The organism is Hydrogenophaga borbori (genome assembly GCF_003417535.1).
GTDB lineage: Bacteria > Pseudomonadota > Gammaproteobacteria > Burkholderiales > Burkholderiaceae_C > Hydrogenophaga > Hydrogenophaga borbori.
Genome location: NZ_QVLS01000018.1, coordinates 1 through 18,625, shown reverse-complemented (window position 1 = coordinate 18,625; position 18,625 = coordinate 1). Strand labels below are relative to the sequence as shown.

The following is an 18,625-nucleotide window of genomic DNA, read 5'->3' as shown; positions in this document are numbered from 1 at the left end:
GGAATCAGAGCACGACCTTGACCATGGGGTGCGTGGTCAGGGTGCGGTAGACCTCGTCGAGCTGGTCGCGGCTGGTGACGAACACGGCCACCGTCAGCCCCATGTAGTTGCCGGCCTTGCTGGGCCGGCGCTCCAGCGTGGCGGCGTCGAAGGACGGGTCGAAGTTGCGCACCAACTCGATGATGGCCTCGGCGAAGCCCTCGACGTTGTCGCCCATCACCTTGATCGGGAAATGGGCGGGGTAGGTGATGAGCGACTGCTCGGGCGGGATGTCGGGGGGCGTGTGCATGGCGTGGCCTCAGAGGGATTGCTCGGCCACGGCGCGCTGGTAGGCGGCCAGCAGGCGCGCGCCCACCGGACCGGGCTGGCCGTTGCCCACGGGGCGGCCGTCGAGCGTGGTGATGGGCAGCACCTCCTTGGTGGCCGAGGACAGCAGCAGCTCGTCGGCGGCCAGCACCTCGTCGCGCGACACGCGGCGCAGCTCGAAGGGGATGCCGTTGTCGCGGCAGATCGACTCGATCAGGCCGTAGCGGATGCCTTCCAGCACCAGGTGGTCCTTGGGCGGCCCCATCACGGTGCCGTTCTTCACCACCCAGACGTTGCTGGCCGCGGCCTCGCTGAGGAAGCCGTCGCGGAACATCACGGTCTCCAGCGCGCCGGCGTCGGCGCTGATCTGGCGTGCGAAGACCGCGCCCAGCAGGCTGGTGCTTTTGATATGGGCCTTCTGCCAGCGGAAGTCGTCGGCCGTCACGCAGGCCACGCCTTTGGCGCGCTGCTCGGGGCTGGGCAGCTTCATCTCGCCGGCCATCACGAACACCGTGGGCGTCAGCCCCGGCACCATCACGTGGTCGCGCGGCGCCACGCCGCGCGTGACCTGCAGGTAGATCAACTGGTTGACCACGCCCGCGGCCTGGCGGTCGGCGATCAGCCGACGCGCGATCGCCAGCCACTCGTCGCGCGTGTGCGGGTTGGCGATGCGCAGCTCGCGCAGCGAGCGGTCCAGCCGGTCCATGTGCTCGGTGAAGCGGAAGATCCGTCCGCCGTAGGCCGGCAGCACCTCGTAAACGCCGTCACCGAAGATGAAGCCGCGATCGAGCACGCTGATGCGCGCGTCGCGCAGGGCGCTGTAGTCGCCGTTGAGAAAGCAGAGCGAATCGGGCAGGGGAGGGTTCATGAGGGGATTATCCGGCTGGGTGTTTTCGCCCGCGCGCGACCGCCCCCCAGCCTTGACTGGCCCATCGGGTTTCTACGTATAATCAATGGCTTTGCGAACCTGACCGGTCCGTCATCTCTCCGTCAACCGCGTTGTCGACCCATGCTGACTGCCAAGCCGACGCCGCCCTTGACCGATGACCTCGGAGATGGGGCGCAAGAACCCGAATTCAAGCCGTTGACGCGCGAGGAAGCGCGGCAATGGCGCGCCAGCCAGCCGGGGCTATCGCTCTGGCGGCTGGTGGGGGTGCAGTGGCTGGTGGGGCTGCTCGCCGCCGCGGTTGCCGCGTTGCTCACGCAGCGGGCCTCTGTCGCGGTGTCGGTCCTGTACGGCGCGGCAACGGTGGCGATCCCTTCGGCCCTCATGGCCTACGGATTGACCTCCAGCGCCTTGTCCCGGCTCTCGTCGGGCTTTGCGCAGGCCGCGCTGGTCGGTTTCCTGTTCTGGGAGGGCGTGAAAGTCCTGCTGTCGGTGGCTCTGCTGGCCGCGGCGGTCTGGATCCTGCCCGAGCCGAACTGGATCGGGCTGCTGATCGGGCTGGTGTTGGTTCTCAAGGTCTACTGGTTTGGGGTGCTCCTCCAGACCCGCAGACCGGTCGCAAACGGTTGACTCCGCGTTTTGGTGCACACAAATGGCTGCTGAAGGCACTCTGACCCCGGGCGAATACATTCGCCACCACCTCGTTCACCTGACGAACCACAAGCAGTCGAGCATCGTCGACTTCTCCGTGATCAACGTGGATTCGGTGGTTGTCAGCAGCCTGCTGGGCCTGCTCATGTGCGTCGTGCTGTGGCTGGCCGCGCGCAAGTCCACCGCCGGTGTGCCGGGCCGCTTCCAGGCCGCCGTCGAGATCCTGGTCGAAATGGTGGACAACCAGGCCAAGGCCGTCATCCACAACGCCACCAGCCGCAAGCTCATCGCCCCCCTCGCCCTGGCCGTGTTCGTCTGGATCTTCCTGATGAACTTCATGGACATGATCCCGGTCGACCTGATTCCCCAGATCTGGCACAGCGCCGGCCCCGCCATGGGCTTCAAGGACTACCTGCGCGTGGTGCCCACGGCCGACCTGTCCACGACCCTGGGCCTGTCCGTCTCCGTCCTGCTGCTCTGCCTGTTCTACAACATCAAGATCAAGGGCCTGGGCGGCTGGGCGCACGAATTGGTGTCCGCTCCCTTCGGCACCAGCAAGAACCCGCTCTGGGCGGTGCTGCTGGGCGTGGTCAACTTCCTGATGCAAATGATCGAGTTCGTGGCGAAGACGGTTTCGCACGGCATGCGGTTGTTTGGCAACATGTTCGCGGGTGAGCTGGTGTTCATGCTGATCGCGCTGCTGGGGGCCTATGCCACCCTCTCGCTCGGCGGTGGACTCTTCTTCGTCGGACACCTGATCGCCGGCACGGTGTGGACCTTGTTCCACATCCTGGTCATCACCTTGCAGGCGTTCATCTTCATGATGCTGGCCCTTATCTACCTGGGGCAGGCGCATGACGCTCACTGACGCGACCGTCCAGGACGCGCTCGGGTAATTTCGTTCCTTTTCTCAATCAGCAAACTTCCATCTCAATAGGAGTCATCATGGAAAACGTTCTGGGTCTCGTCGCTCTGGCTTGCGGCCTCATCGTCGGTCTGGGCGCCATCGGCGCTTCCATCGGCATCGCGCTGATGGGCGGCAAGTTCCTCGAGTCTTCGGCCCGTCAGCCCGAACTCATGAACGACCTGCAAACCAAGATGTTCATCCTGGCCGGCCTGATCGACGCGGCCTTCCTGATCGGCGTGGCCATCGCCCTGCTGTTCGCCTTCGCCAACCCCTTCACGCTGTAAATCGGTTGGTCGGCCCCGCGCGGGCGCGGCCATCGCGGTGAGCGGGCGCAGCGCCCGCCGCCGCCCCGGTCCGTCCGCCGGTTCGCCGGTGTGTTTTTCCCTTAGTCCACACAGAAAGGCGTTGCGATGAACATCAATGCAACCCTCTTTGCGCAGGCCATCGTCTTCGCGATCCTGATCTGGTTCACGATGAAGTTCATCTGGCCACCGATCGCAAAGGCCCTCGATGAGCGCGCGCTGAAGATTTCCGAAGGCCTGGCCGCCGCCGAGAAGGCCAAGACCGAGCTCGCCGCGACCAACAAGCGCGTCGAAGAGGAGCTGGGCAAGTCGCGCAACGAGTCCGCCACCCGCCTGGCCGACGCCGAGCGCCGCGCCCAGACCATCATCGAAGAGGCCAAGGCCCGCGCCAACGACGAGGCCGCCAAGATCGTGGCCGCCGCGCGCCAGGAAGCCGAGCAGCAGGTCGTCAAGGCCCGCGAGACGCTGCGCGAGCAGGTGGCCGCGCTGGCCGTCAAGGGCGCCGAGCAGATCCTGCGCAAGGAAGTCAACGCCGGCGTGCACGCCGACCTGCTCAACCGCCTGAAGACCGAGCTCTGATCGGTCCAACACGAGACGACCATGGCCGAAATCGCCACCATTGCCCGCCCGTACGCGGAAGCGCTGTTCAAGGCCTGCGGCCAGGATGCCGCCGGCGCGGCGGCCTGGCTTGACGCCCTGGCCACCGTGGCCGCCGATGCGGGGCTGCGCCAGTTCGCCGACAACCCCAAGGTCACGCCCCAGCAGGTGTTCGATCTCATCGGTGGCGTGCTCAAGAGCCCGCTGCCGACCGCCGGCCAGAACTTCCTGCGCACGGTGATCGACAATGACCGCCTGGCCGCGCTGCCCGAGATCGCCGCCCAGTTCCGCGCGCTCAAGAACGCCCAGCAGGGTTCGGCCGACGCCACGGTGTACAGCGCCTTCCCGATCGAGCCCTCGGCCCTGGCCGACCTGTCGGCCGTGCTCGAGAAGCGCTTCGCCCGCCCGCTCAACCTGCAGGTGCAAGTGCAGCCCGAACTCATCGGCGGCATTCGCGTGGTGGTCGGCGACGAGGTGCTGGACACCTCCGTCAAGGCCCGCCTGGAACAGATGAAAGTTGCCCTCACGGCCTGATGGCCGGACGTCGGGCGCGCCGCATACCAATCAACGAAAGAAGGAAAGAGTCATGCAACTCAATCCCGCCGAAATTTCCGAACTGATCAAGTCCCGCATCGAGGGCCTGGCGGCCAGCAGCGACGTGCGCAACCAGGGTACCGTGGTGTCCGTCACCGACGGCATCGTGCGCGTGCACGGCCTGTCCGACGTGATGCAGGGTGAGATGCTCGAATTCCCGGCCAACAAGGACGGCGTGCCTTCCTTCGGCCTGGCGCTCAACCTCGAGCGCGACTCCGTCGGCGCCGTGGTGCTGGGCGAGTACGAGCACATCTCCGAAGGCGACACCGTCAAGTGCACGGGCCGCATCCTGGAGGTGCCCGTGGGCCCCGAGCTCGTGGGCCGCGTGGTGAACGCCCTGGGTCAGCCCATCGACGGCAAGGGCCCGATCAACGCCAAGCTGACCGACGTGATCGAGAAGGTCGCCCCGGGCGTGATCGCGCGCCAGTCGGTCGACCAGCCGGTGCAGACCGGCCTGAAGTCCATCGACTCCATGGTGCCCGTCGGCCGTGGCCAGCGCGAGCTGATCATCGGCGACCGCCAGACCGGCAAGACCGCCGTGGCGATCGACGCGATCATCAACCAGAAGGGTCAGAACATGACCTGTATCTACGTCGCCATCGGCCAGAAGGCGTCGTCGATCAAGAACGTGGTGCGTGCCCTTGAGCAGGCCGGTGCGATGGACTACACCATCGTCGTCGCCGCGTCGGCTTCCGAGTCGGCCGCCATGCAGTACCTGTCGGCCTACTCGGGCTGCACCATGGGCGAGTACTTCCGCGACCGCGGCCAGGACGCCCTCATCGTGTACGACGACCTGTCCAAGCAGGCCGTGGCCTACCGTCAGGTCTCCCTGTTGCTGCGCCGCCCGCCGGGCCGTGAAGCCTACCCGGGCGACGTGTTCTATCTGCACAGCCGCCTGCTCGAGCGCGCCGCGCGCGTCAACGCCGACTACGTCGAAGCCTTCACCAAGGGTGAAGTCAAGGGCAAGACCGGCTCGCTGACCGCGCTGCCCATCATCGAGACGCAAGCCGGTGACGTGTCGGCGTTCGTGCCGACCAACGTGATCTCGATCACCGACGGCCAGATCTTCCTGGAAACCAACCTCTTCAACGCCGGCATCCGTCCCGCCATCAACGCGGGTATCTCGGTGTCGCGCGTGGGTGGTGCCGCCCAGACCAAGCTGATCAAGGGCCTGTCCGGCGGTATCCGTACCGACCTCGCGCAGTACCGTGAACTCGCGGCCTTCGCGCAGTTCGCCTCCGACCTCGACGAAGCCACCCGCAAGCAGCTTGACCGCGGTGCCCGCGTGACCGAACTGCTCAAGCAGGCCCAGTACAGCCCGCAGTCCATCAGCCTGATGGCCGCGTCGCTGTTCGCGGTGAACAAGGGCTTCCTGGACGACGTCGACGTGAAGAAGGTGCTGGCTTTCGAGTCGGGCATGCACGCCTTCCTGAAGGACAAGCACGCCGCGCTGCTGAGCAAGCTGCAGAACGACAAGGCCATGGACAAGGACGCCGAAGCCCAGCTGTCGGCGGCCATCGCCGAGTTCAAGAAAACCGGCACGTACTGAGCGCCCCAGGGCCAACCAGGAGCAGCGATGGCTACAGGCAAGGAAATCCGCGGCAAGATCAAAAACTTCGAATCGACGAAGAAGATCACCAAGGCCATGGAGATGATTTCCGTGTCCAAGATGCGCAAGGCGCAGGACCGCATGCGTGCGGCCCGGCCTTACGCCGAGAAGGTGCGGCAGATTGCGGGCAACCTGAGCAAGGCGAACCCCGAGTACACGCACCCGTTCATGGAAACCAACGAAGCCAAGACCGCGGGCTTCGTCGTCGTGACCACGGACAAGGGCCTCTGTGGCGGCCTCAACACCAACGTGTTGCGCGCCTTCACGAACGAGCTCAAGGCCCTGCAGGCCGCGGGTGAGTCGGCCGAGATCGTGGCCATCGGCAACAAGGGCCTGGGCTTCATGAACCGCATCGGCGCCAAGGTGGTGTCCAGCGTCACGAACCTGGGCGACCGGCCCCACCTGGACAAGCTGATCGGCCCCGTCAAAGTGCTGCTCGACGCCTACACCGAGGGCCGCATCAAGAGCGTGCACCTGGCCTACACCCGCTTCATCAACACGATGAGGCAAGAGGTCGTGGTGCAGCAGCTGCTGCCCCTGACCGCCGAGGACCTGCAGGAAGGCGCGGGCGGCCGCGACTGGGACTACATCTACGAACCCGACGCGGCCACCGTCATCGACGAGCTGCTGCTGCGCTACGTCGAGGCCCAGGTCTACCAGGCCGTGGCCGAGAACATGGCGTCCGAGCAGGCGGCGCGCATGGTGGCCATGAAGGCCGCGACCGACAACGCGGGCAACGTGATCGGCGAGCTCAAGCTCGTCTACAACAAGACCCGCCAGGCCGCCATCACCAAAGAGCTGTCCGAGATCGTCGCCGGCGCCGCCGCCGTCTAAGGTCCGCGCCCCTCCGAATCCAGAGAAAACAGAAGGTAAACATCATGTCTCAAGTGCAAGGCAAGATCGTCCAGTGCATCGGCGCCGTTGTGGACGTGGAATTCCCGCGCGACCAAATGCCGCGCGTGTACGACGCGCTGAAGATGGAGGGCACGGCCCTCACGCTGGAAGTCCAGCAGCAGCTCGGTGACGGCGTGGTGCGCACCATCGCCCTGGGCTCGTCCGACGGCCTGCGCCGCGGCATGCTGGTGACCAACACCAACGCCCCCATCACCGTGCCCGTGGGCAAGGCCACGCTGGGCCGCATCATGGACGTGCTGGGCAACCCCATCGACGAACGCGGTCCCGTCGACCAGACGCTCACCGCCTCCATCCACCGCAAGGCCCCGGCCTACGACGAGCTGTCGCCCTCGCAGGAACTGCTGGAGACCGGCATCAAGGTGATCGACCTGGTCTGCCCTTTCGCCAAGGGCGGCAAGGTGGGCCTGTTCGGTGGCGCCGGCGTGGGCAAGACCGTGAACATGATGGAGCTCATCAACAACATCGCCAAGGCGCACTCGGGCCTGTCCGTGTTCGCCGGCGTGGGTGAGCGCACCCGCGAGGGCAACGACTTCTATCACGAGATGGCCGACTCCGGCGTCGTGAAGCTGGACGACCTGGCCGAGTCGAAAGTGGCCATGGTCTACGGCCAGATGAACGAGCCCCCGGGCAACCGCCTGCGCGTGGCCCTGACCGGCCTGACCATCGCCGAGTCCTTCCGCGACGAAGGCCGCGACGTGCTGTTCTTCGTGGACAACATCTACCGCTACACGCTGGCCGGTACCGAAGTGTCCGCCCTGCTGGGCCGCATGCCGTCCGCCGTGGGTTACCAGCCGACGCTGGCCGAAGAGATGGGCCGTCTGCAGGAGCGCATCACCTCCACCAAGGTGGGCTCCATCACCTCGATCCAGGCCGTGTACGTGCCCGCGGACGACCTGACCGACCCCTCGCCCGCCACCACCTTCGCCCACCTGGACTCCACCGTGGTGCTGAGCCGCGACATTGCCGCCCTGGGTATCTACCCCGCCGTGGACCCGCTGGACTCCACCAGCCGCCAGCTCGATCCGCTGGTCGTGGGCGAGGAGCACTACAGCACGGCCCGCGCCGTGCAGGGCACGCTGCAGCGCTACAAGGAGCTGCGCGACATCATCGCCATCCTGGGCATGGACGAACTGTCTCCCGAAGACAAGCTGGCCGTGGCCCGCGCTCGCAAGATCCAGCGCTTCCTGTCGCAGCCTTTCCACGTGGCCGAGGTGTTCACCGGCTCGCCCGGCAAGTACGTGCCGCTGGCCGAGACCATCCGCGGCTTCAAGATGATCACCGCCGGCGAATGCGACCACCTGCCCGAGCAGGCCTTCTACATGGTCGGCACCATCGACGAGGCCTTCGAGAAGGCCAAGAAGCTGGCGGCGGGCTGATCGGTCCCTGCCTGAGGAAATACCATGAGCACCATCCACGTCGACGTGGTCAGCGCCGAGGAGTCCATCTTCTCGGGCGAGGCCAAATTCGTCGCCCTGCCGGGCGAGGCGGGTGAGCTCGGCATCCTGCCCGGCCACATTCCGCTGATCACCCGCATCAAGCCCGGTGCCGTGCGCATCGAGAAGGCCGACGGCGGCGAAGAGTTCGTCTTCGTGGCCGGCGGCATCCTCGAGGTGCAGCCCAACGCCATCACTGTGCTGTCCGACACCGCCATTCGCGGCAAGGACCTCGACGAGGCCAAGGCCTCGTCGGCCCGCCAGCAGGCCGAAGAAGCGGTGAAGAACGCCAAGACCGACGTTGACCTGGCCAAGGCCACGTCCGAACTCGCGGTCATGGCCGCGCAGATCGCTGCGCTGCGCAAGTACCGCCAGAAGAAGTGAAGGACGTCTTCCCTTCGCGAGAGACCGGCCCTGCGCCGGTCTTTTTTTGCCCGCGCCGCTGTTCAGCGTTCGGGCGCTTCACTATGATGGCCGCGTCCCCCGCGCGCCACCCGCTGCATGTCCTCGCTCTTCGACAGTCCGGAACTCGCCCCTGAAGAAGTCGCCGCCCGGCTGCTGGTCACGCCGACGGCGCTCGCCGATCTCACGATCGCGGACGCGATGAAGGTGGTGGGTTACATGAAGCCCAAGCTCATCAAGGCCGGCACCGTGATCATTCACGAGGGCGAGGTGCGCGGCAACGACTACATGCTGCTGGTGCTGGAAGGCGACATTGCCGTCGAGAGCGACCTGCCCGGCCTGCACGAGAGCATGGTGGTCAACGTGATGGGCCCGGGCCACCTGCTGGGCGAGATGGGCGTGCTCGACGGGGCGCCGCGCTCGGCCACCTGCACGGCCAACACCGACATCGCCGCCGCCGTGCTGTCGCGCACCGCGCTGATGCGCCTGCTCAAGGACGATCCGCGCCTGGGCTCGCGCCTGCTGCTGGCCATTTCCAAGCGCCTGGCCGACCGGCTGCGCGACACCACGCGCAAGCTCAAGACCTTCGCCCAGATGAACAAGGCCCTGCAGCAAGAGCTGCAGGTGGTGATGAACAACCGCACCAATCTGACGCGCGGGCGCGGCTGAACGGCGGCGCGAATCTGTGTCCCCTCCGCGCGGTGCGCTTCGGTGCGAGCGCTGGCGGGGCGGTGCAGCGCTCAGGCGCGCAGCACCGCATCGGGCAGCTCGTTCTCGCCCGGCGCCGCGGCGTCGGACGGGAAGTGCTGCACCAGCAGCGCCGACACCTCCTCCAGCACCTGCGTGAGGCCATCTTCGAACCCACCCGCGCGCAATTGCGCACCCAGCCGGTCGACGATCGCCTGCCAGGTCTCGGGCGGCACCCGGCGCGCCAGCGCGCGGTCGGCCACGAACTCGATGGCGTGTTCGGCGAGCAGCAGGTAGATCAGCACGCCGTTGTTGTGTTCGGTGTCCCACAGCCGCAGGCGGCCGAACCAGGCGAGGGCGCGGTCGCGCACCACGGCGGCCAGGGGCTCGCGGGGGCCGATGCGCAGCAGGTAGCTGGTGGGCAAGGCGGCCTCGACCACCAGGCGCACCTCCCCGGTGTGGCGCGCCTCGCTGGCCGTGACCCGCCGAGTGAGGCGTTCGGCCATGTCGTCGGGCACGGCGCGCGCGCTGTCGTGCCGGTCCATCCAGCGGTGTCTGAGCAAGCGCCACCAGCGGTTCATGACCGGGCCCTCCTCACCAGCCGCCGGAGGCGCCGCCGCCCCCGAAGTTGCCGCCGCCGCCGGAGCTGAAGCCCCCGCCGCCGCCAAAGCCGCCGCGACCGCCGCCGAAGCCGCCACCCCCCCAGCCCCCGCTGCCGCCCCAAGGGCCGCCACGGCCGCGCGACGAAGGCACCGACGCCGGCATGAAGCGAGCGAGCACCGCCACCAGCATGCCCAGCACCGCGGCCCCGGCCGCCACCCACAGCACCGAGGTGAGCAGCCAGGCGATCACACCCGTGGCCGCGCCGGTGAGCGGGATGCCCAGCCCGCGCCCGAAGGCCCGGCGCATGAAACCGGCGACCATGGGCACGGCGAACAGCAGAAACACCAGGGCATCGGTCCATTCGCCGGCGCCGCCGCGGGCGCTCGGCTCCTGCGCGGGCAGCGGCAGCGCCTCGCCGCGCACGGCGGCCATGATCTGCGTGAGCCCGGCGTCGATGCCGCCCGCGAAATCGCCGCGCCGCAAGGCGGGTGCCACCGCCTGGTCGAGGATGCGGCGCGCCAGCAGGTCCGGGATGGCGCCTTCGAGCGTCTTGGCCGGCGCGATGCGCATGCGCCGGTCGTCCTTGGCGATGACGAACAGCAGGCCGTCGCCCACGTCGCGGCGCCCGATCTTCCAGGCGTCGCCCAGGCGCTGGGTGTAGTCGGCGATGTCCTCGGGGGCGGTGCTCGCCACCATCAGCACCACGATCTGCGTGCCGCGTTCGCGCTCGAAGCCGGCCAGGCGCTCCTCGATGCGCTGCAGCGTGGCGGCGTCCAGCGTGCCCGTGAGGTCCATCGCCCGCGCGCGCAGCTCGGGCACGGGCTGCAGGCCCTGCGCCCAGGCGAAGGCGGTGGCCAGGCCCAGGACCAGGGCCATCAGCGCGCGCAACAGGGGGGTGCTCATCGACGGGGGGCGCGGCCGCGTGGGGTTCAGGGTGCGGCCAGGCGCGGCCTTACGGTTTCTGCGTGCCGAAGTCCACCTTGGGCGGCTGGCTGATCTGCGCCTCGTTGGTCACGGTGAAGTTGGCCTTGGGCTGGTAGCCGAACACCATGGCCGTGAGGTTGCTCGGGAAACTGCGCGCCAGCACGTTGTAGGCCTGCACGGCCTGGATGTAGCGGTTGCGCGCCACGGCGATGCGGTTCTCGGTGCCCTCGAGCTGCACGCGCAGGTCGGAGAAGCCCTGGTTGGCCTTGAGGTTGGGGTACTGCTCCACCACCACCATCAGGCGGCTGAGCGCGCTGCCCAGCTCGCCCTGCGCCGCCTGGAATTTCTGCAGCGCCGCGGGGTCGTTGAGCAGCTCGGGCGTGGCCTGGATCGAGGTGGCCTTGGCGCGCGCGTTGATCACCGCCTCCAGCGTGCCGCGCTCGAAATTGGCCTCGCCCTGCACGGTGGCGACGATGTTGGGGATGAGGTCGGCGCGGCGCTGGTACTGGTTGAGCACCTCGGCCCAGGCCGAGCGGCTTTCTTCGTCCAGGCGCTGGAAATCGTTGTAGCCGCAGCCGCCCAGCACGGCAGTGGCGCAGAGCAGCAGCAGCGAGAGCAGGCGACGCATGGGATCTCCTTGGGGTTCCGGGTTCGCGGGCACTATACCCCGCACCCGTGGCGCGGCGGCACAATGCGCGCATGCGCAAACCCAAGCTGCCACCGGGTACGCCGGACGACACCGAAGCCGCGTTCTACGACGCCCTGCAACACGCCGACATCGACCGTCTCATGGCCTGCTGGGCGGACGAGGACGACATCGTCTGCGTGCACCCCGGTGGCCCGCGCCTGCTGGGGCACGAGGCCATCCGCGCCACCTTCGAGGCCATGTTCGCCAATGGCAGCGTGATGGCCATGCCCGAGAAGCTGCACCGCCACGACGACGGCCACTGTGCCGTGCACAGCGTGGTCGAGCGCGTGGCCGTGCTCGGCGACGACGGGCCGCGCCATGCCTTCGTGCTCGCCACCAACGTCTACATCAAAACGGCGCAGGGCTGGCGCCTGATCGCGCACCACGCGAGCCCGGGCACGCGCACCGAGCCGGCCGAGGCGTCCGCCCAGAAGCCCTTGCTGCATTGAATTGAAGCCCGAACCCTTGTTGGCCGATCTGTCCGCCTACCGAGCGCCCTGGTGGCTGCCCGGCGGGCACGCGCAGACCATCTGGCCCGCGCTGCTGGCGCGCCGGCATTTCGGCCCGGCGCCCCTTTGGCGGCGCGAGCGCTGGACCACGCCCGACGGAGACTTCATCGATGTCGACCACGCCACGCACGCGGCGCACGCGCAGTCGCCGCGGCTGGTGCTGTTCCACGGGCTCGAGGGCTCCTCGGCCAGCCAGTACGCCGTGGCCTTCGCCGATTTCGCCGCCGAGCGCGGCCTGGCCTACGCGGTGCCGCACTTTCGCGGCTGCTCGGGCGAGATCAACCGCGCGCCGCGCGCCTACCACTCGGGGGACTTCGAGGAGATCGACTGGATCCTGCGCCGCTTCGCCCAGGCCGACCCGCTGCGCCCATTGGTCGCGGTGGGCGTCTCGCTGGGCGGCAACGCGCTGCTGCGCTGGGCCGGTGAGTCCGGCGATGCGGCGGGCGGCGTGGTGACGGCGGTGGCGGCGGTGTGCTCGCCGCTGGACCTCGCGGCGGGCGGCCACGCCATCGGGCGGGGCCTGAACCGGCAGATCTACACGCGCATGTTCCTGCGCAGCATGAAGCCCAAGGCCCTGGACAAGCTGGCCCAGCACCCGGGCCTGTTCAACGCCGAGGCGTTGCGCGCAGCGGCCGACCTGCACGCCTTCGACGACATCTTCACCGCGCCGCTGCACGGTTTCCGCGACGCCGAGGACTACTGGGCGCGCGCCTCCGCCAAGCCGCACCTGGCGCGCATCCGCGTGCCGGCGCTGGCCGTCAATGCGCGCAACGACCCCTTCGTGCCCGCGCACTCGCTGCCGAGCGCGCGCGAGGCCGGGCCGCGCGTGACGCTGTGGCAACCGGCGCACGGCGGCCACGTGGGCTTCGCCGCCCCGCTGGGTGCCTGGGGATTGCCGGGCCATGTGCGCGCCATGCCCGAGGCGGTGGGACACTGGCTGCTCGCCCACACCTGAGGCCACCGTCATGGACGACATCGTCAAGGCTGCGCTCGCCAAATGGCCCAACGTGCCGCACTGCCACGGCTGGCTGGGGCTGGATGCGCGCGGCCAGTGGTACATGCGCGACGACCGCGTGCAGGCCGCCGGCCCCTTCGCACGCAGCAAGGGCTCGCTGCTGCGGCACGACAAGCTCATTGCCTTCATCCAGCGCAACTACGCGGCCGACGAACAGGGCCAATGGTTTTTTCAGAACGGCCCGCAGCGCGTGTACGTGGAGCTGGAGAACACGCCCTGGGTCTGGCGCCTGCAGCCCGACGGCGGCGTGCAGGCCCACGACGGCGAGCCCGTGGCGGTGCGTTCCAGCCTGCTCGACGAGGAGGGGCGGCTCTACCTCGACACCGATCGTGGCATCGGCCTCGTGCACACGGCCGACATGGCGCTCGCGGCCGATGCGGTGGAGGCGGGCCGCTGGCAACCCGAGGCCGTGCGCGTGGACGAACTGCCCGCACGCTATGGCTTCGTGCGCAGCCCCGAGGCCATGAAAAAAGCCGGTCATTGACCGGCTTGTGTTCGGTGGCGCCGCGCGCGCTTACTTGGCGCGGTCCACCAGGTACTGCACGGCGGCCTTGATTTCGGCGTCCGAGGCGGCCATGGCGCCACCCTTGGGCGGCATGGCGCCCTTGCCCTTGATGGCGCTGGCGGTGAGCGCGTCCACGCCCAGGGCGATACGCGGGGCCCAGGCGGCCTTGTCGCCCGTCTTGGGCGCGCCGGCCACGCCCGCGGCGTGGCACACGGTGCAGGCCTGCTTGTACAGGGCTTCGCCGTTGGCGGCGACGGCGGCGGCCGGGGCCGCCGGCGCAGGGGCGGCGGCAGGAGCCGCGGCCGCGGGAGCCGCAGGCGCGGGCGCGGCCGGTGCGGGCGCCGGCGCGGCGGCTTCGGCCGCCGAGGCGGGGGCCGCCAGCTGCGGCTCGGCGAACTTGGCGCCGGCGGCGTTGGCCATGTACACGACGGCACGGCCGATCTCCGGGTCGCGGAAGGCGCCGCCACCCTGTGCGCCCATGGCGCCCTTGCCCTTGAGCGCCGAATTCAGCAGCGCTTCGTAACCGGTGGCGATGCGCGCGGCCCAGGCGCTGGCGTCGCCGAACTTGGGGGCGCCCGCGAGGCCGGCCTCGTGGCAGGCGGCGCACTGGGCCTTGAAGACGTTGGCGCCAGACTCCAGCGGGCGGTTGGCGTCGCGGATTTCCACGGAGCCGATCTTCTCGATGCGCTGGGCGACCGCGATGTCGGTATCCACCGCGCCGGCGCCGGGCTTGTTGGCCGAGGTCACGAAGTAGACCAGGCCGATGATGACGAACACAGGCACCACGAACGCGAAGAACGACGTCCACAGCAGCTGGGCAGGCGTCTTGATGGGGCCGGTATGGGAATCGTGGTCGCTCATGGGGTCCTCAGGGGGTGGCAGGCGGGCCTTCAAGGCCTTCTGGCAAGGTGCGCCGGGGCACCGGCGGACAGCCCGCGATTATATCTAGCGCCTCTGGCGGGCCGGGCGATCCCGAGCAAGCCGCTAGAATGGGCGCCACCGCGCGGCTGTAGCTCAGTGGATAGAGTATCGGCCTCCGAAGGCTGTCGTCATCGGAGCAACGCGCGTCAGAACGAGTATTGGTCTTTTCCAGCCACGCGGCTGTAGCTCAGTGGATAGAGTATCGGCCTCCGAAGGCTGTCGTCATTCGGGAACCGCGCAGTAGAACGAGTATTGGTCTTTTCCAGCCACGCGGCTGTAGCTCAGTGGATAGAGTATCGGCCTCCGAAGCCGAGGGTCGTGGGTTCGATCCCCGCCAGCCGCGCCATACCTCACCCCCTCGGTGAGTAGCCAATCACAAGGGCAGCTGATTGGCTTCGACGTCTCGTTCTTGAGCAAGCCCTTCAGGGCACAGCATGCCCTCGGACCAATGGTCAGAAGGAATGTTGCGTTTTTTTCTGTGCCTTGGCTGTGCCCAGCCTGTGCCATCCTTCAAGCGGGCAAGGCTCGATTGCGACCCTCAGTCCCGTGCCAAGAAGATCCTCCTAATCCTGCACTATGCGTGCTTAGCTGCAACGCTGACTCGCCGCTCTACTTTGCAGCGATGTTTTCGGACACTGGCCTTCAAGGCGTTAACTGCTCCTCCTGTCCGGAAGCAGACCTTCAAGCCACGTCTCTGTATGGCTGGCTACCGACAAGTAGCAAGTTCAGGAGCCTCAGGTCGGTGTCAACGCAACCGGCTGCAAATCAGCCCTTGGCATGCAACGCGATGGGGCTCGGCCGATTCCCTCTGCAGCACTTGTGGGAACAACGGCGGTGGGGACCAGATTCGCTTCACCGCACCTAGCCGGCCTCTAAACAATTGGTATGTCCAGTATTTGGGGCGGCCAATACCGGAGAACAACACCGCGCCACTCTTCGGCAACTTCTTGTTTTTCCTCCTGACTTAAGGTATAAAAACCGGAAGTAACGGCCTTCTGGGCGGGAAAGGAATATCGCAGTGATTCAGACCTATGTAGACGCAAGCGACGTCAATGCGCGACTGGAAACGCTCGGGCTTAAGGAGGCGCGACTCGCGGACATCGTGAAGCGCGGCTACGTCGCCTTTATCTCTTGCACCCCGAACCATCCCCCGCTCTTCCCCGGCTTCAGCGCCTGGGCGACGATGGTCTGCGGCTTGCGCGAATACCTGCTGCCCGAGTGGGAGCGGTCGGACGAGAACAACTACTCGCTGGTCATCAACCCAGCGCGAAATGTCGCGATTGCTGTCGCGACCGGTGATGACGCGACAGGGCGGCGCGATGCGATCCCGACGACCAAGTCGTCCAAGGGGCCGAGCACGGTCGGCGCCGTCGTCTCTAATCAGATGCAACTCGAACTCCCCTACGTCTTCCCGCCCGTCACGGCACCGGCGCGTCCGGCTAACCCGGATGAGCAGCGGATGACGTGGATTCTCCTGGTGCACCGCGCACAGGGTGAGGTGCGCTGCGAACTCTCTTTGCCCACATCGATGGGCGCTGACGGGCGCGTTGATGGCTGGCGTGAACGGATCATCTTGAGTGCCATCCCGACTGATCCGGAAGTTGTTGAGATCACGCCTCCGCAACCGTCGTTGCCGGACATCAATGTCGACGTTAAGCGTCGCGTATGACTAGAGACAAGCTGTTCAATCCGTCTCGGTTGACCCTCGCCCGCAAGCGTCGCGGACTGACAATGACCAAGCTCGCCACCGCCATCGGCGTCGAGCCGCGCTCCGTGTCGGCCTACGAGAAGGGCGAGTTCGGGCCAGACGATGATCGACTGGCCAGCTTGGCCGCGGTTCTGAAATTTCCACAGGAGTTTTTCTTCGGTGATGATCTGGACGAGCCAACGCCAGACATTGCCAGCTTCCGTGCGCTTTCCAAGATGTCTGCAGGTCAGCGCGATACCGCCCTCGGTGCCGGTGCTATCGCACTATTGCTGAATGCATGGATCGAGGCTCGCTTCGAGCTTCCTGCGCCTGATCTGCCGGACCTTAGTCGTGAGGATGATCCCGAGGCTGCAGCGCGCGCGCTGCGCCAGCAATGGGGGCTCGGCGAGTTGCCGGTGAAGAACATGGTCCACCTGCTTGAGTCGAAGGGTGTACGTGTCTTCTCATTGTCGGTGGATGCCGCCGAGGTTGATGCCTTCTCGATGTGGCGACAGAGCACACCCTTCGTGTTCCTGAACACGAAGAAATCTGCCGAGCACAGCCGCTTTGATGCCGCGCACGAGTTGGGGCACCTGGTCCTCCATCGCCATGGATCGCCACAGGGGCGCGAAGCGGAGCGTGAGGCCAATACCTTCGCCTCGGCATTCTTGATGCCAAGAGCCAGTGTCCTCGCCTATGCGCCCCGCATGGCGACGCTCGATCACCTGATCAGGCTCAAGAAGTACTGGAGCGTCTCCGTGGCAGCGCTTACCTACCGGCTACATGCCGTGGGGGCGATAAGCGACTGGCACTACCAGTCGCTATACATCGACCTGTCGTCCCGCGGATATCGCAAAAGCGAACCTGACGAGGGACAGCGGGAGTCGTCGCAGATTCTCCAGAAGGTCTTCACCGCATTGCGTGATGAAAGCATCTCCAAGGTCGACATAGCGAGTGAGCTTTGCGTTCCCGTGGAAGAGCTGGATCAGCTTGTATTTGGGCTCGCAATCACGGGGCTGAGCGGCGGAGGGCGCGGCAGCCATAGCCGTGCAGCCAAGCCCCCTCAGCTTCGAGTTGTGAGTTCGCCAGAGGAGTTTCATAGATGACCAAGAAGGACATTCACGTCGTACCTCACAAAGATGGCTGGGCGACAAAAACTGAAGGGGCCAGCCGCGCAGGAGTCGTTGTTAATACGCAGAAGGCGGCGATCGAGCGCGCCCGCGAGCAAGCCAAGCGGGAACGAGCTGAGGTGGTCATTCACCGCAAGGACGGCACGATCCGGGATAGCGACAGCTACGGAAACGATCCGAATCCACCCAAAGACAGGAAGAACTGAGCGGCGGCGACCAGCTACCTAAGCTAGGCCCATGTCTATTCTGGGTCTGGTCACCGAACTTGCGCCGTGGATTGAGCAGTGTAGAAATCGCCAATGGAAGTCGATTCGACCGTATCCTCGCGGTTGAATACGTCGATGCCGCTCAGGAGGGGTAAAACTCTCGATTCGCCTAGTGCATAGATGGCGCTGCTGTGGGAGGCTACGCGGCGAACATTAAACTGGTTTCGTTGAGCAGCAAAGCTCGAATAGGACGAGTGCATAGTTTGCTGAACAATCGAGCCGTGCGGTTGGCCCAGGCGGACGTCGAATGCAGACCCCTCTGCCTTTGAACTGAGTCAATGCATGCACATGTGCCGTAGCCCAGCTTGGCGGATTCGTTGCATGGACTTACGATGTGTCCATGTCAAACCTCGCACAGACGCTCAAACAAGAAATTGCCCGTATCGCCCGCAAGGAGGTACGAGAAGATGTCACCGCACTTCGAAAGGCAGCCTCAACACACAGAACAGAGATCGCGGCGCTCAAGCGATCGGTCAAGGACCTGCAGGTGCAACTGCGCGCCACCCAAAGGGCATTCGCTCGTGCCGTACCCGTTCAAGCCCCAGAAGAGGCGTCTTCACGTCCAGGTCGAAAGCCAACCTTCAACGCCGAACGCCTCAAGGTCAAACGACAAGCGCTCGGCATGAGTCAGGCGCAGATGGCAGAGCTCCTCGGGATCTCCTCCCTTAGTCAATGGAAGTGGGAGTCTGGCCAGGTGACGCCGCGGGCCTCAAAACTCGCTCGTTACTTCGAGGTTATGGCGATGGGCAAGCGAGAAGCTGCGCGACAGCTCGAGTCGGCATAGCGCGACACGCCGCACCTATGACGGGTGCTTCAGTTCGCTTGCCTGTAGCCACCCTAGCCCGGTGCACCGACATGAACCTATACGTGGGACAAATTTTGCCTATGCAAGCTTCAATGCGTGGGCCTCATGGATCTTCTTGTGGCAGACATAGACTGGAGGAAAACATTCAATAGGTGTCGTAGAGCGTCAGCCCACTGCGACGTGCAGACATGGGGTCTCCTCGTTTTCAGTGCAATAAGTGACGGTACGCAAAGCTAGCACTGGCGCGGGGGTGGTCTGGGTAGACCGTTGATTTCATTGACTT

Annotated in this window: 23 protein-coding genes and 1 tRNA gene; 18 read left to right on the top strand and 6 right to left on the bottom strand. The window is 66.5% G+C overall.

Annotated features, from left to right (window positions below):
- Nucleotides 1–4: 4 nt before the first annotated feature.
- Nucleotides 5–289 (bottom strand): HP0495 family protein, encoded by a 285-nt coding sequence (locus DY262_RS20710; RefSeq protein ID WP_116960959.1) that lies wholly within the window; start codon nucleotides 287–289, stop codon nucleotides 5–7.
- 9 nt (nucleotides 290–298) lie between these two features.
- Nucleotides 299–1,174: a D-amino acid aminotransferase gene (locus DY262_RS20705; RefSeq protein ID WP_116960958.1), complete on the bottom strand. Its 876-nt coding sequence runs from the start codon at nucleotides 1,172–1,174 to the stop codon at nucleotides 299–301.
- 141 nt (nucleotides 1,175–1,315) lie between these two features.
- On the opposite strand from DY262_RS20705, the gene DY262_RS20700 reads away from it, so the two are divergent.
- From DY262_RS20700 to DY262_RS20655, 10 genes are all read left to right on the top strand, one after another.
- Nucleotides 1,316–1,822 carry an ATP synthase subunit I gene (locus tag DY262_RS20700; protein ID WP_116960957.1) on the top strand — a complete coding sequence of 169 codons (507 nt, stop codon included), beginning with the start codon at nucleotides 1,316–1,318 and terminating at the stop codon, nucleotides 1,820–1,822.
- Nucleotides 1,823–1,844: 22 nt separating this feature from the next.
- Complete coding sequence (gene atpB / locus DY262_RS20695; protein WP_116960956.1) at nucleotides 1,845–2,711, top strand: F0F1 ATP synthase subunit A; 867 nt, start codon at nucleotides 1,845–1,847, stop codon at nucleotides 2,709–2,711.
- A gap of 77 nt (nucleotides 2,712–2,788) precedes the next feature.
- Entirely contained in the window at nucleotides 2,789–3,034 is a 246-nt protein-coding gene (gene atpE / locus DY262_RS20690) for a F0F1 ATP synthase subunit C (protein ID WP_009519254.1), read from the top strand.
- A 126-nt stretch (nucleotides 3,035–3,160) separates the two neighbouring features.
- Entirely contained in the window at nucleotides 3,161–3,631 is a 471-nt protein-coding gene (locus DY262_RS20685; protein ID WP_070401223.1) for a F0F1 ATP synthase subunit B, read from the top strand.
- A gap of 21 nt (nucleotides 3,632–3,652) precedes the next feature.
- Nucleotides 3,653–4,183, top strand: coding sequence for a F0F1 ATP synthase subunit delta (locus tag DY262_RS20680; protein WP_116960955.1), 531 nt, complete (start codon nucleotides 3,653–3,655; stop codon nucleotides 4,181–4,183).
- Between the two features lie 52 nt (nucleotides 4,184–4,235).
- Nucleotides 4,236–5,792 (top strand): F0F1 ATP synthase subunit alpha, encoded by a 1,557-nt coding sequence (atpA, locus tag DY262_RS20675; protein WP_116960954.1) that lies wholly within the window; start codon nucleotides 4,236–4,238, stop codon nucleotides 5,790–5,792.
- 27 nt (nucleotides 5,793–5,819) lie between these two features.
- Nucleotides 5,820–6,686 carry a F0F1 ATP synthase subunit gamma gene (gene atpG, locus DY262_RS20670; RefSeq protein ID WP_070401220.1) on the top strand — a complete coding sequence of 289 codons (867 nt, stop codon included), beginning with the start codon at nucleotides 5,820–5,822 and terminating at the stop codon, nucleotides 6,684–6,686.
- A 44-nt stretch (nucleotides 6,687–6,730) separates the two neighbouring features.
- Complete coding sequence (gene atpD, locus DY262_RS20665) at nucleotides 6,731–8,143, top strand: F0F1 ATP synthase subunit beta (protein WP_070401219.1); 1,413 nt, start codon at nucleotides 6,731–6,733, stop codon at nucleotides 8,141–8,143.
- A 24-nt stretch (nucleotides 8,144–8,167) separates the two neighbouring features.
- A complete protein-coding gene (locus DY262_RS20660) occupies nucleotides 8,168–8,584 on the top strand; it encodes a F0F1 ATP synthase subunit epsilon (RefSeq protein WP_070401218.1) in 417 nt (138 codons plus the stop codon).
- Between the two features lie 117 nt (nucleotides 8,585–8,701).
- Nucleotides 8,702–9,271, top strand: coding sequence for a cyclic nucleotide-binding domain-containing protein (locus tag DY262_RS20655; RefSeq protein WP_070401217.1), 570 nt, complete (start codon nucleotides 8,702–8,704; stop codon nucleotides 9,269–9,271).
- Nucleotides 9,272–9,342: 71 nt separating this feature from the next.
- On the opposite strand, the gene DY262_RS20650 is transcribed toward DY262_RS20655, so the two are convergent.
- The 3 genes from DY262_RS20650 to DY262_RS20640 are packed head-to-tail and all read right to left on the bottom strand — an operon-like array spanning nucleotide 9,343 to nucleotide 11,444.
- Nucleotides 9,343–9,870 carry a TPM domain-containing protein gene (locus tag DY262_RS20650; RefSeq protein ID WP_116960953.1) on the bottom strand — a complete coding sequence of 176 codons (528 nt, stop codon included), beginning with the start codon at nucleotides 9,868–9,870 and terminating at the stop codon, nucleotides 9,343–9,345.
- 13 nt (nucleotides 9,871–9,883) lie between these two features.
- Nucleotides 9,884–10,795, bottom strand: a complete 912-nt coding sequence (locus DY262_RS20645) for a TPM domain-containing protein (RefSeq protein WP_116960952.1) — start codon at nucleotides 10,793–10,795, stop codon at nucleotides 9,884–9,886.
- A gap of 49 nt (nucleotides 10,796–10,844) precedes the next feature.
- Nucleotides 10,845–11,444, bottom strand: coding sequence for a LemA family protein (locus DY262_RS20640; RefSeq protein ID WP_116960951.1), 600 nt, complete (start codon nucleotides 11,442–11,444; stop codon nucleotides 10,845–10,847).
- 71 nt (nucleotides 11,445–11,515) lie between these two features.
- On the opposite strand from DY262_RS20640, the gene DY262_RS20635 reads away from it, so the two are divergent.
- From DY262_RS20635 to DY262_RS20625, 3 genes are read left to right on the top strand one after another with little or no spacing between them, the layout of a single operon-like run.
- The gene (locus DY262_RS20635; protein WP_116960950.1) at nucleotides 11,516–11,953 is read left to right on the top strand and encodes a YybH family protein; all 438 of its coding nucleotides are present in this window, start codon (nucleotides 11,516–11,518) and stop codon (nucleotides 11,951–11,953) included.
- Nucleotides 11,954–11,972: 19 nt separating this feature from the next.
- Complete coding sequence (locus tag DY262_RS20630) at nucleotides 11,973–12,968, top strand: YheT family hydrolase (protein ID WP_245981145.1); 996 nt, start codon at nucleotides 11,973–11,975, stop codon at nucleotides 12,966–12,968.
- 10 nt (nucleotides 12,969–12,978) lie between these two features.
- Nucleotides 12,979–13,512, top strand: coding sequence for a DUF2946 family protein (locus DY262_RS20625; RefSeq protein WP_116960949.1), 534 nt, complete (start codon nucleotides 12,979–12,981; stop codon nucleotides 13,510–13,512).
- Nucleotides 13,513–13,542: 30 nt separating this feature from the next.
- Here DY262_RS20625 and DY262_RS20620 read toward each other — a convergent pair whose 3' ends face one another.
- Nucleotides 13,543–14,394 (bottom strand): c-type cytochrome, encoded by an 852-nt coding sequence (locus DY262_RS20620; RefSeq protein WP_116960948.1) that lies wholly within the window; start codon nucleotides 14,392–14,394, stop codon nucleotides 13,543–13,545.
- 330 nt (nucleotides 14,395–14,724) lie between these two features.
- Here DY262_RS20620 and DY262_RS20615 point away from each other — a divergent pair.
- The 5 genes from DY262_RS20615 (at nucleotide 14,725) to DY262_RS20595 (ending at nucleotide 18,321) form a co-directional block, all read left to right on the top strand.
- Nucleotides 14,725–14,800: transfer RNA gene (locus DY262_RS20615), tRNA-Arg, on the top strand.
- 672 nt (nucleotides 14,801–15,472) lie between these two features.
- Nucleotides 15,473–16,123: a hypothetical protein gene (locus DY262_RS20610; protein WP_116960947.1), complete on the top strand. Its 651-nt coding sequence runs from the start codon at nucleotides 15,473–15,475 to the stop codon at nucleotides 16,121–16,123.
- Nucleotides 16,120–17,247 (top strand): helix-turn-helix domain-containing protein, encoded by a 1,128-nt coding sequence (locus DY262_RS20605; RefSeq protein ID WP_281272938.1) that lies wholly within the window; start codon nucleotides 16,120–16,122, stop codon nucleotides 17,245–17,247. Before DY262_RS20610 ends, DY262_RS20605 begins: the two co-directional genes overlap by 4 nt.
- A complete protein-coding gene (locus DY262_RS20600) occupies nucleotides 17,244–17,477 on the top strand; it encodes a DUF2188 domain-containing protein (RefSeq protein ID WP_116960946.1) in 234 nt (77 codons plus the stop codon). The genes DY262_RS20605 and DY262_RS20600 overlap by 4 nt, the downstream gene beginning before the upstream one ends.
- 400 nt (nucleotides 17,478–17,877) lie before the next feature.
- A complete protein-coding gene (locus DY262_RS20595; protein WP_116960945.1) occupies nucleotides 17,878–18,321 on the top strand; it encodes a helix-turn-helix transcriptional regulator in 444 nt (147 codons plus the stop codon).
- Nucleotides 18,322–18,625 lie beyond the last annotated feature (304 nt).

What these genes read in the sequence shown, in the direction of transcription:
- DY262_RS20710 (WP_116960959.1), bottom strand. Translation starts at nt 289, where the DNA reads ATGCACACGCCCCCCGACATCCCGCCCGAGCAGTCGCTCATCACCTAC.
- DY262_RS20705 (WP_116960958.1), bottom strand. Translation starts at nt 1,174, where the DNA reads ATGAACCCTCCCCTGCCCGATTCGCTCTGCTTTCTCAACGGCGACTAC.
- DY262_RS20700 (WP_116960957.1), top strand. Translation starts at nt 1,316, where the DNA reads ATGCTGACTGCCAAGCCGACGCCGCCCTTGACCGATGACCTCGGAGAT.
- atpB (WP_116960956.1), top strand. Translation starts at nt 1,845, where the DNA reads ATGGCTGCTGAAGGCACTCTGACCCCGGGCGAATACATTCGCCACCAC.
- atpE (WP_009519254.1), top strand. Translation starts at nt 2,789, where the DNA reads ATGGAAAACGTTCTGGGTCTCGTCGCTCTGGCTTGCGGCCTCATCGTC.
- DY262_RS20685 (WP_070401223.1), top strand. Translation starts at nt 3,161, where the DNA reads ATGAACATCAATGCAACCCTCTTTGCGCAGGCCATCGTCTTCGCGATC.
- DY262_RS20680 (WP_116960955.1), top strand. Translation starts at nt 3,653, where the DNA reads ATGGCCGAAATCGCCACCATTGCCCGCCCGTACGCGGAAGCGCTGTTC.
- atpA (WP_116960954.1), top strand. Translation starts at nt 4,236, where the DNA reads ATGCAACTCAATCCCGCCGAAATTTCCGAACTGATCAAGTCCCGCATC.
- atpG (WP_070401220.1), top strand. Translation starts at nt 5,820, where the DNA reads ATGGCTACAGGCAAGGAAATCCGCGGCAAGATCAAAAACTTCGAATCG.
- atpD (WP_070401219.1), top strand. Translation starts at nt 6,731, where the DNA reads ATGTCTCAAGTGCAAGGCAAGATCGTCCAGTGCATCGGCGCCGTTGTG.
- DY262_RS20660 (WP_070401218.1), top strand. Translation starts at nt 8,168, where the DNA reads ATGAGCACCATCCACGTCGACGTGGTCAGCGCCGAGGAGTCCATCTTC.
- DY262_RS20655 (WP_070401217.1), top strand. Translation starts at nt 8,702, where the DNA reads ATGTCCTCGCTCTTCGACAGTCCGGAACTCGCCCCTGAAGAAGTCGCC.
- DY262_RS20650 (WP_116960953.1), bottom strand. Translation starts at nt 9,870, where the DNA reads ATGAACCGCTGGTGGCGCTTGCTCAGACACCGCTGGATGGACCGGCAC.
- DY262_RS20645 (WP_116960952.1), bottom strand. Translation starts at nt 10,795, where the DNA reads ATGAGCACCCCCCTGTTGCGCGCGCTGATGGCCCTGGTCCTGGGCCTG.
- DY262_RS20640 (WP_116960951.1), bottom strand. Translation starts at nt 11,444, where the DNA reads ATGCGTCGCCTGCTCTCGCTGCTGCTGCTCTGCGCCACTGCCGTGCTG.
- DY262_RS20635 (WP_116960950.1), top strand. Translation starts at nt 11,516, where the DNA reads ATGCGCAAACCCAAGCTGCCACCGGGTACGCCGGACGACACCGAAGCC.
- DY262_RS20625 (WP_116960949.1), top strand. Translation starts at nt 12,979, where the DNA reads ATGGACGACATCGTCAAGGCTGCGCTCGCCAAATGGCCCAACGTGCCG.
- DY262_RS20620 (WP_116960948.1), bottom strand. Translation starts at nt 14,394, where the DNA reads ATGAGCGACCACGATTCCCATACCGGCCCCATCAAGACGCCTGCCCAG.
- DY262_RS20605 (WP_281272938.1), top strand. Translation starts at nt 16,120, where the DNA reads ATGACTAGAGACAAGCTGTTCAATCCGTCTCGGTTGACCCTCGCCCGC.
- DY262_RS20600 (WP_116960946.1), top strand. Translation starts at nt 17,244, where the DNA reads ATGACCAAGAAGGACATTCACGTCGTACCTCACAAAGATGGCTGGGCG.
- DY262_RS20595 (WP_116960945.1), top strand. Translation starts at nt 17,878, where the DNA reads ATGTCAAACCTCGCACAGACGCTCAAACAAGAAATTGCCCGTATCGCC.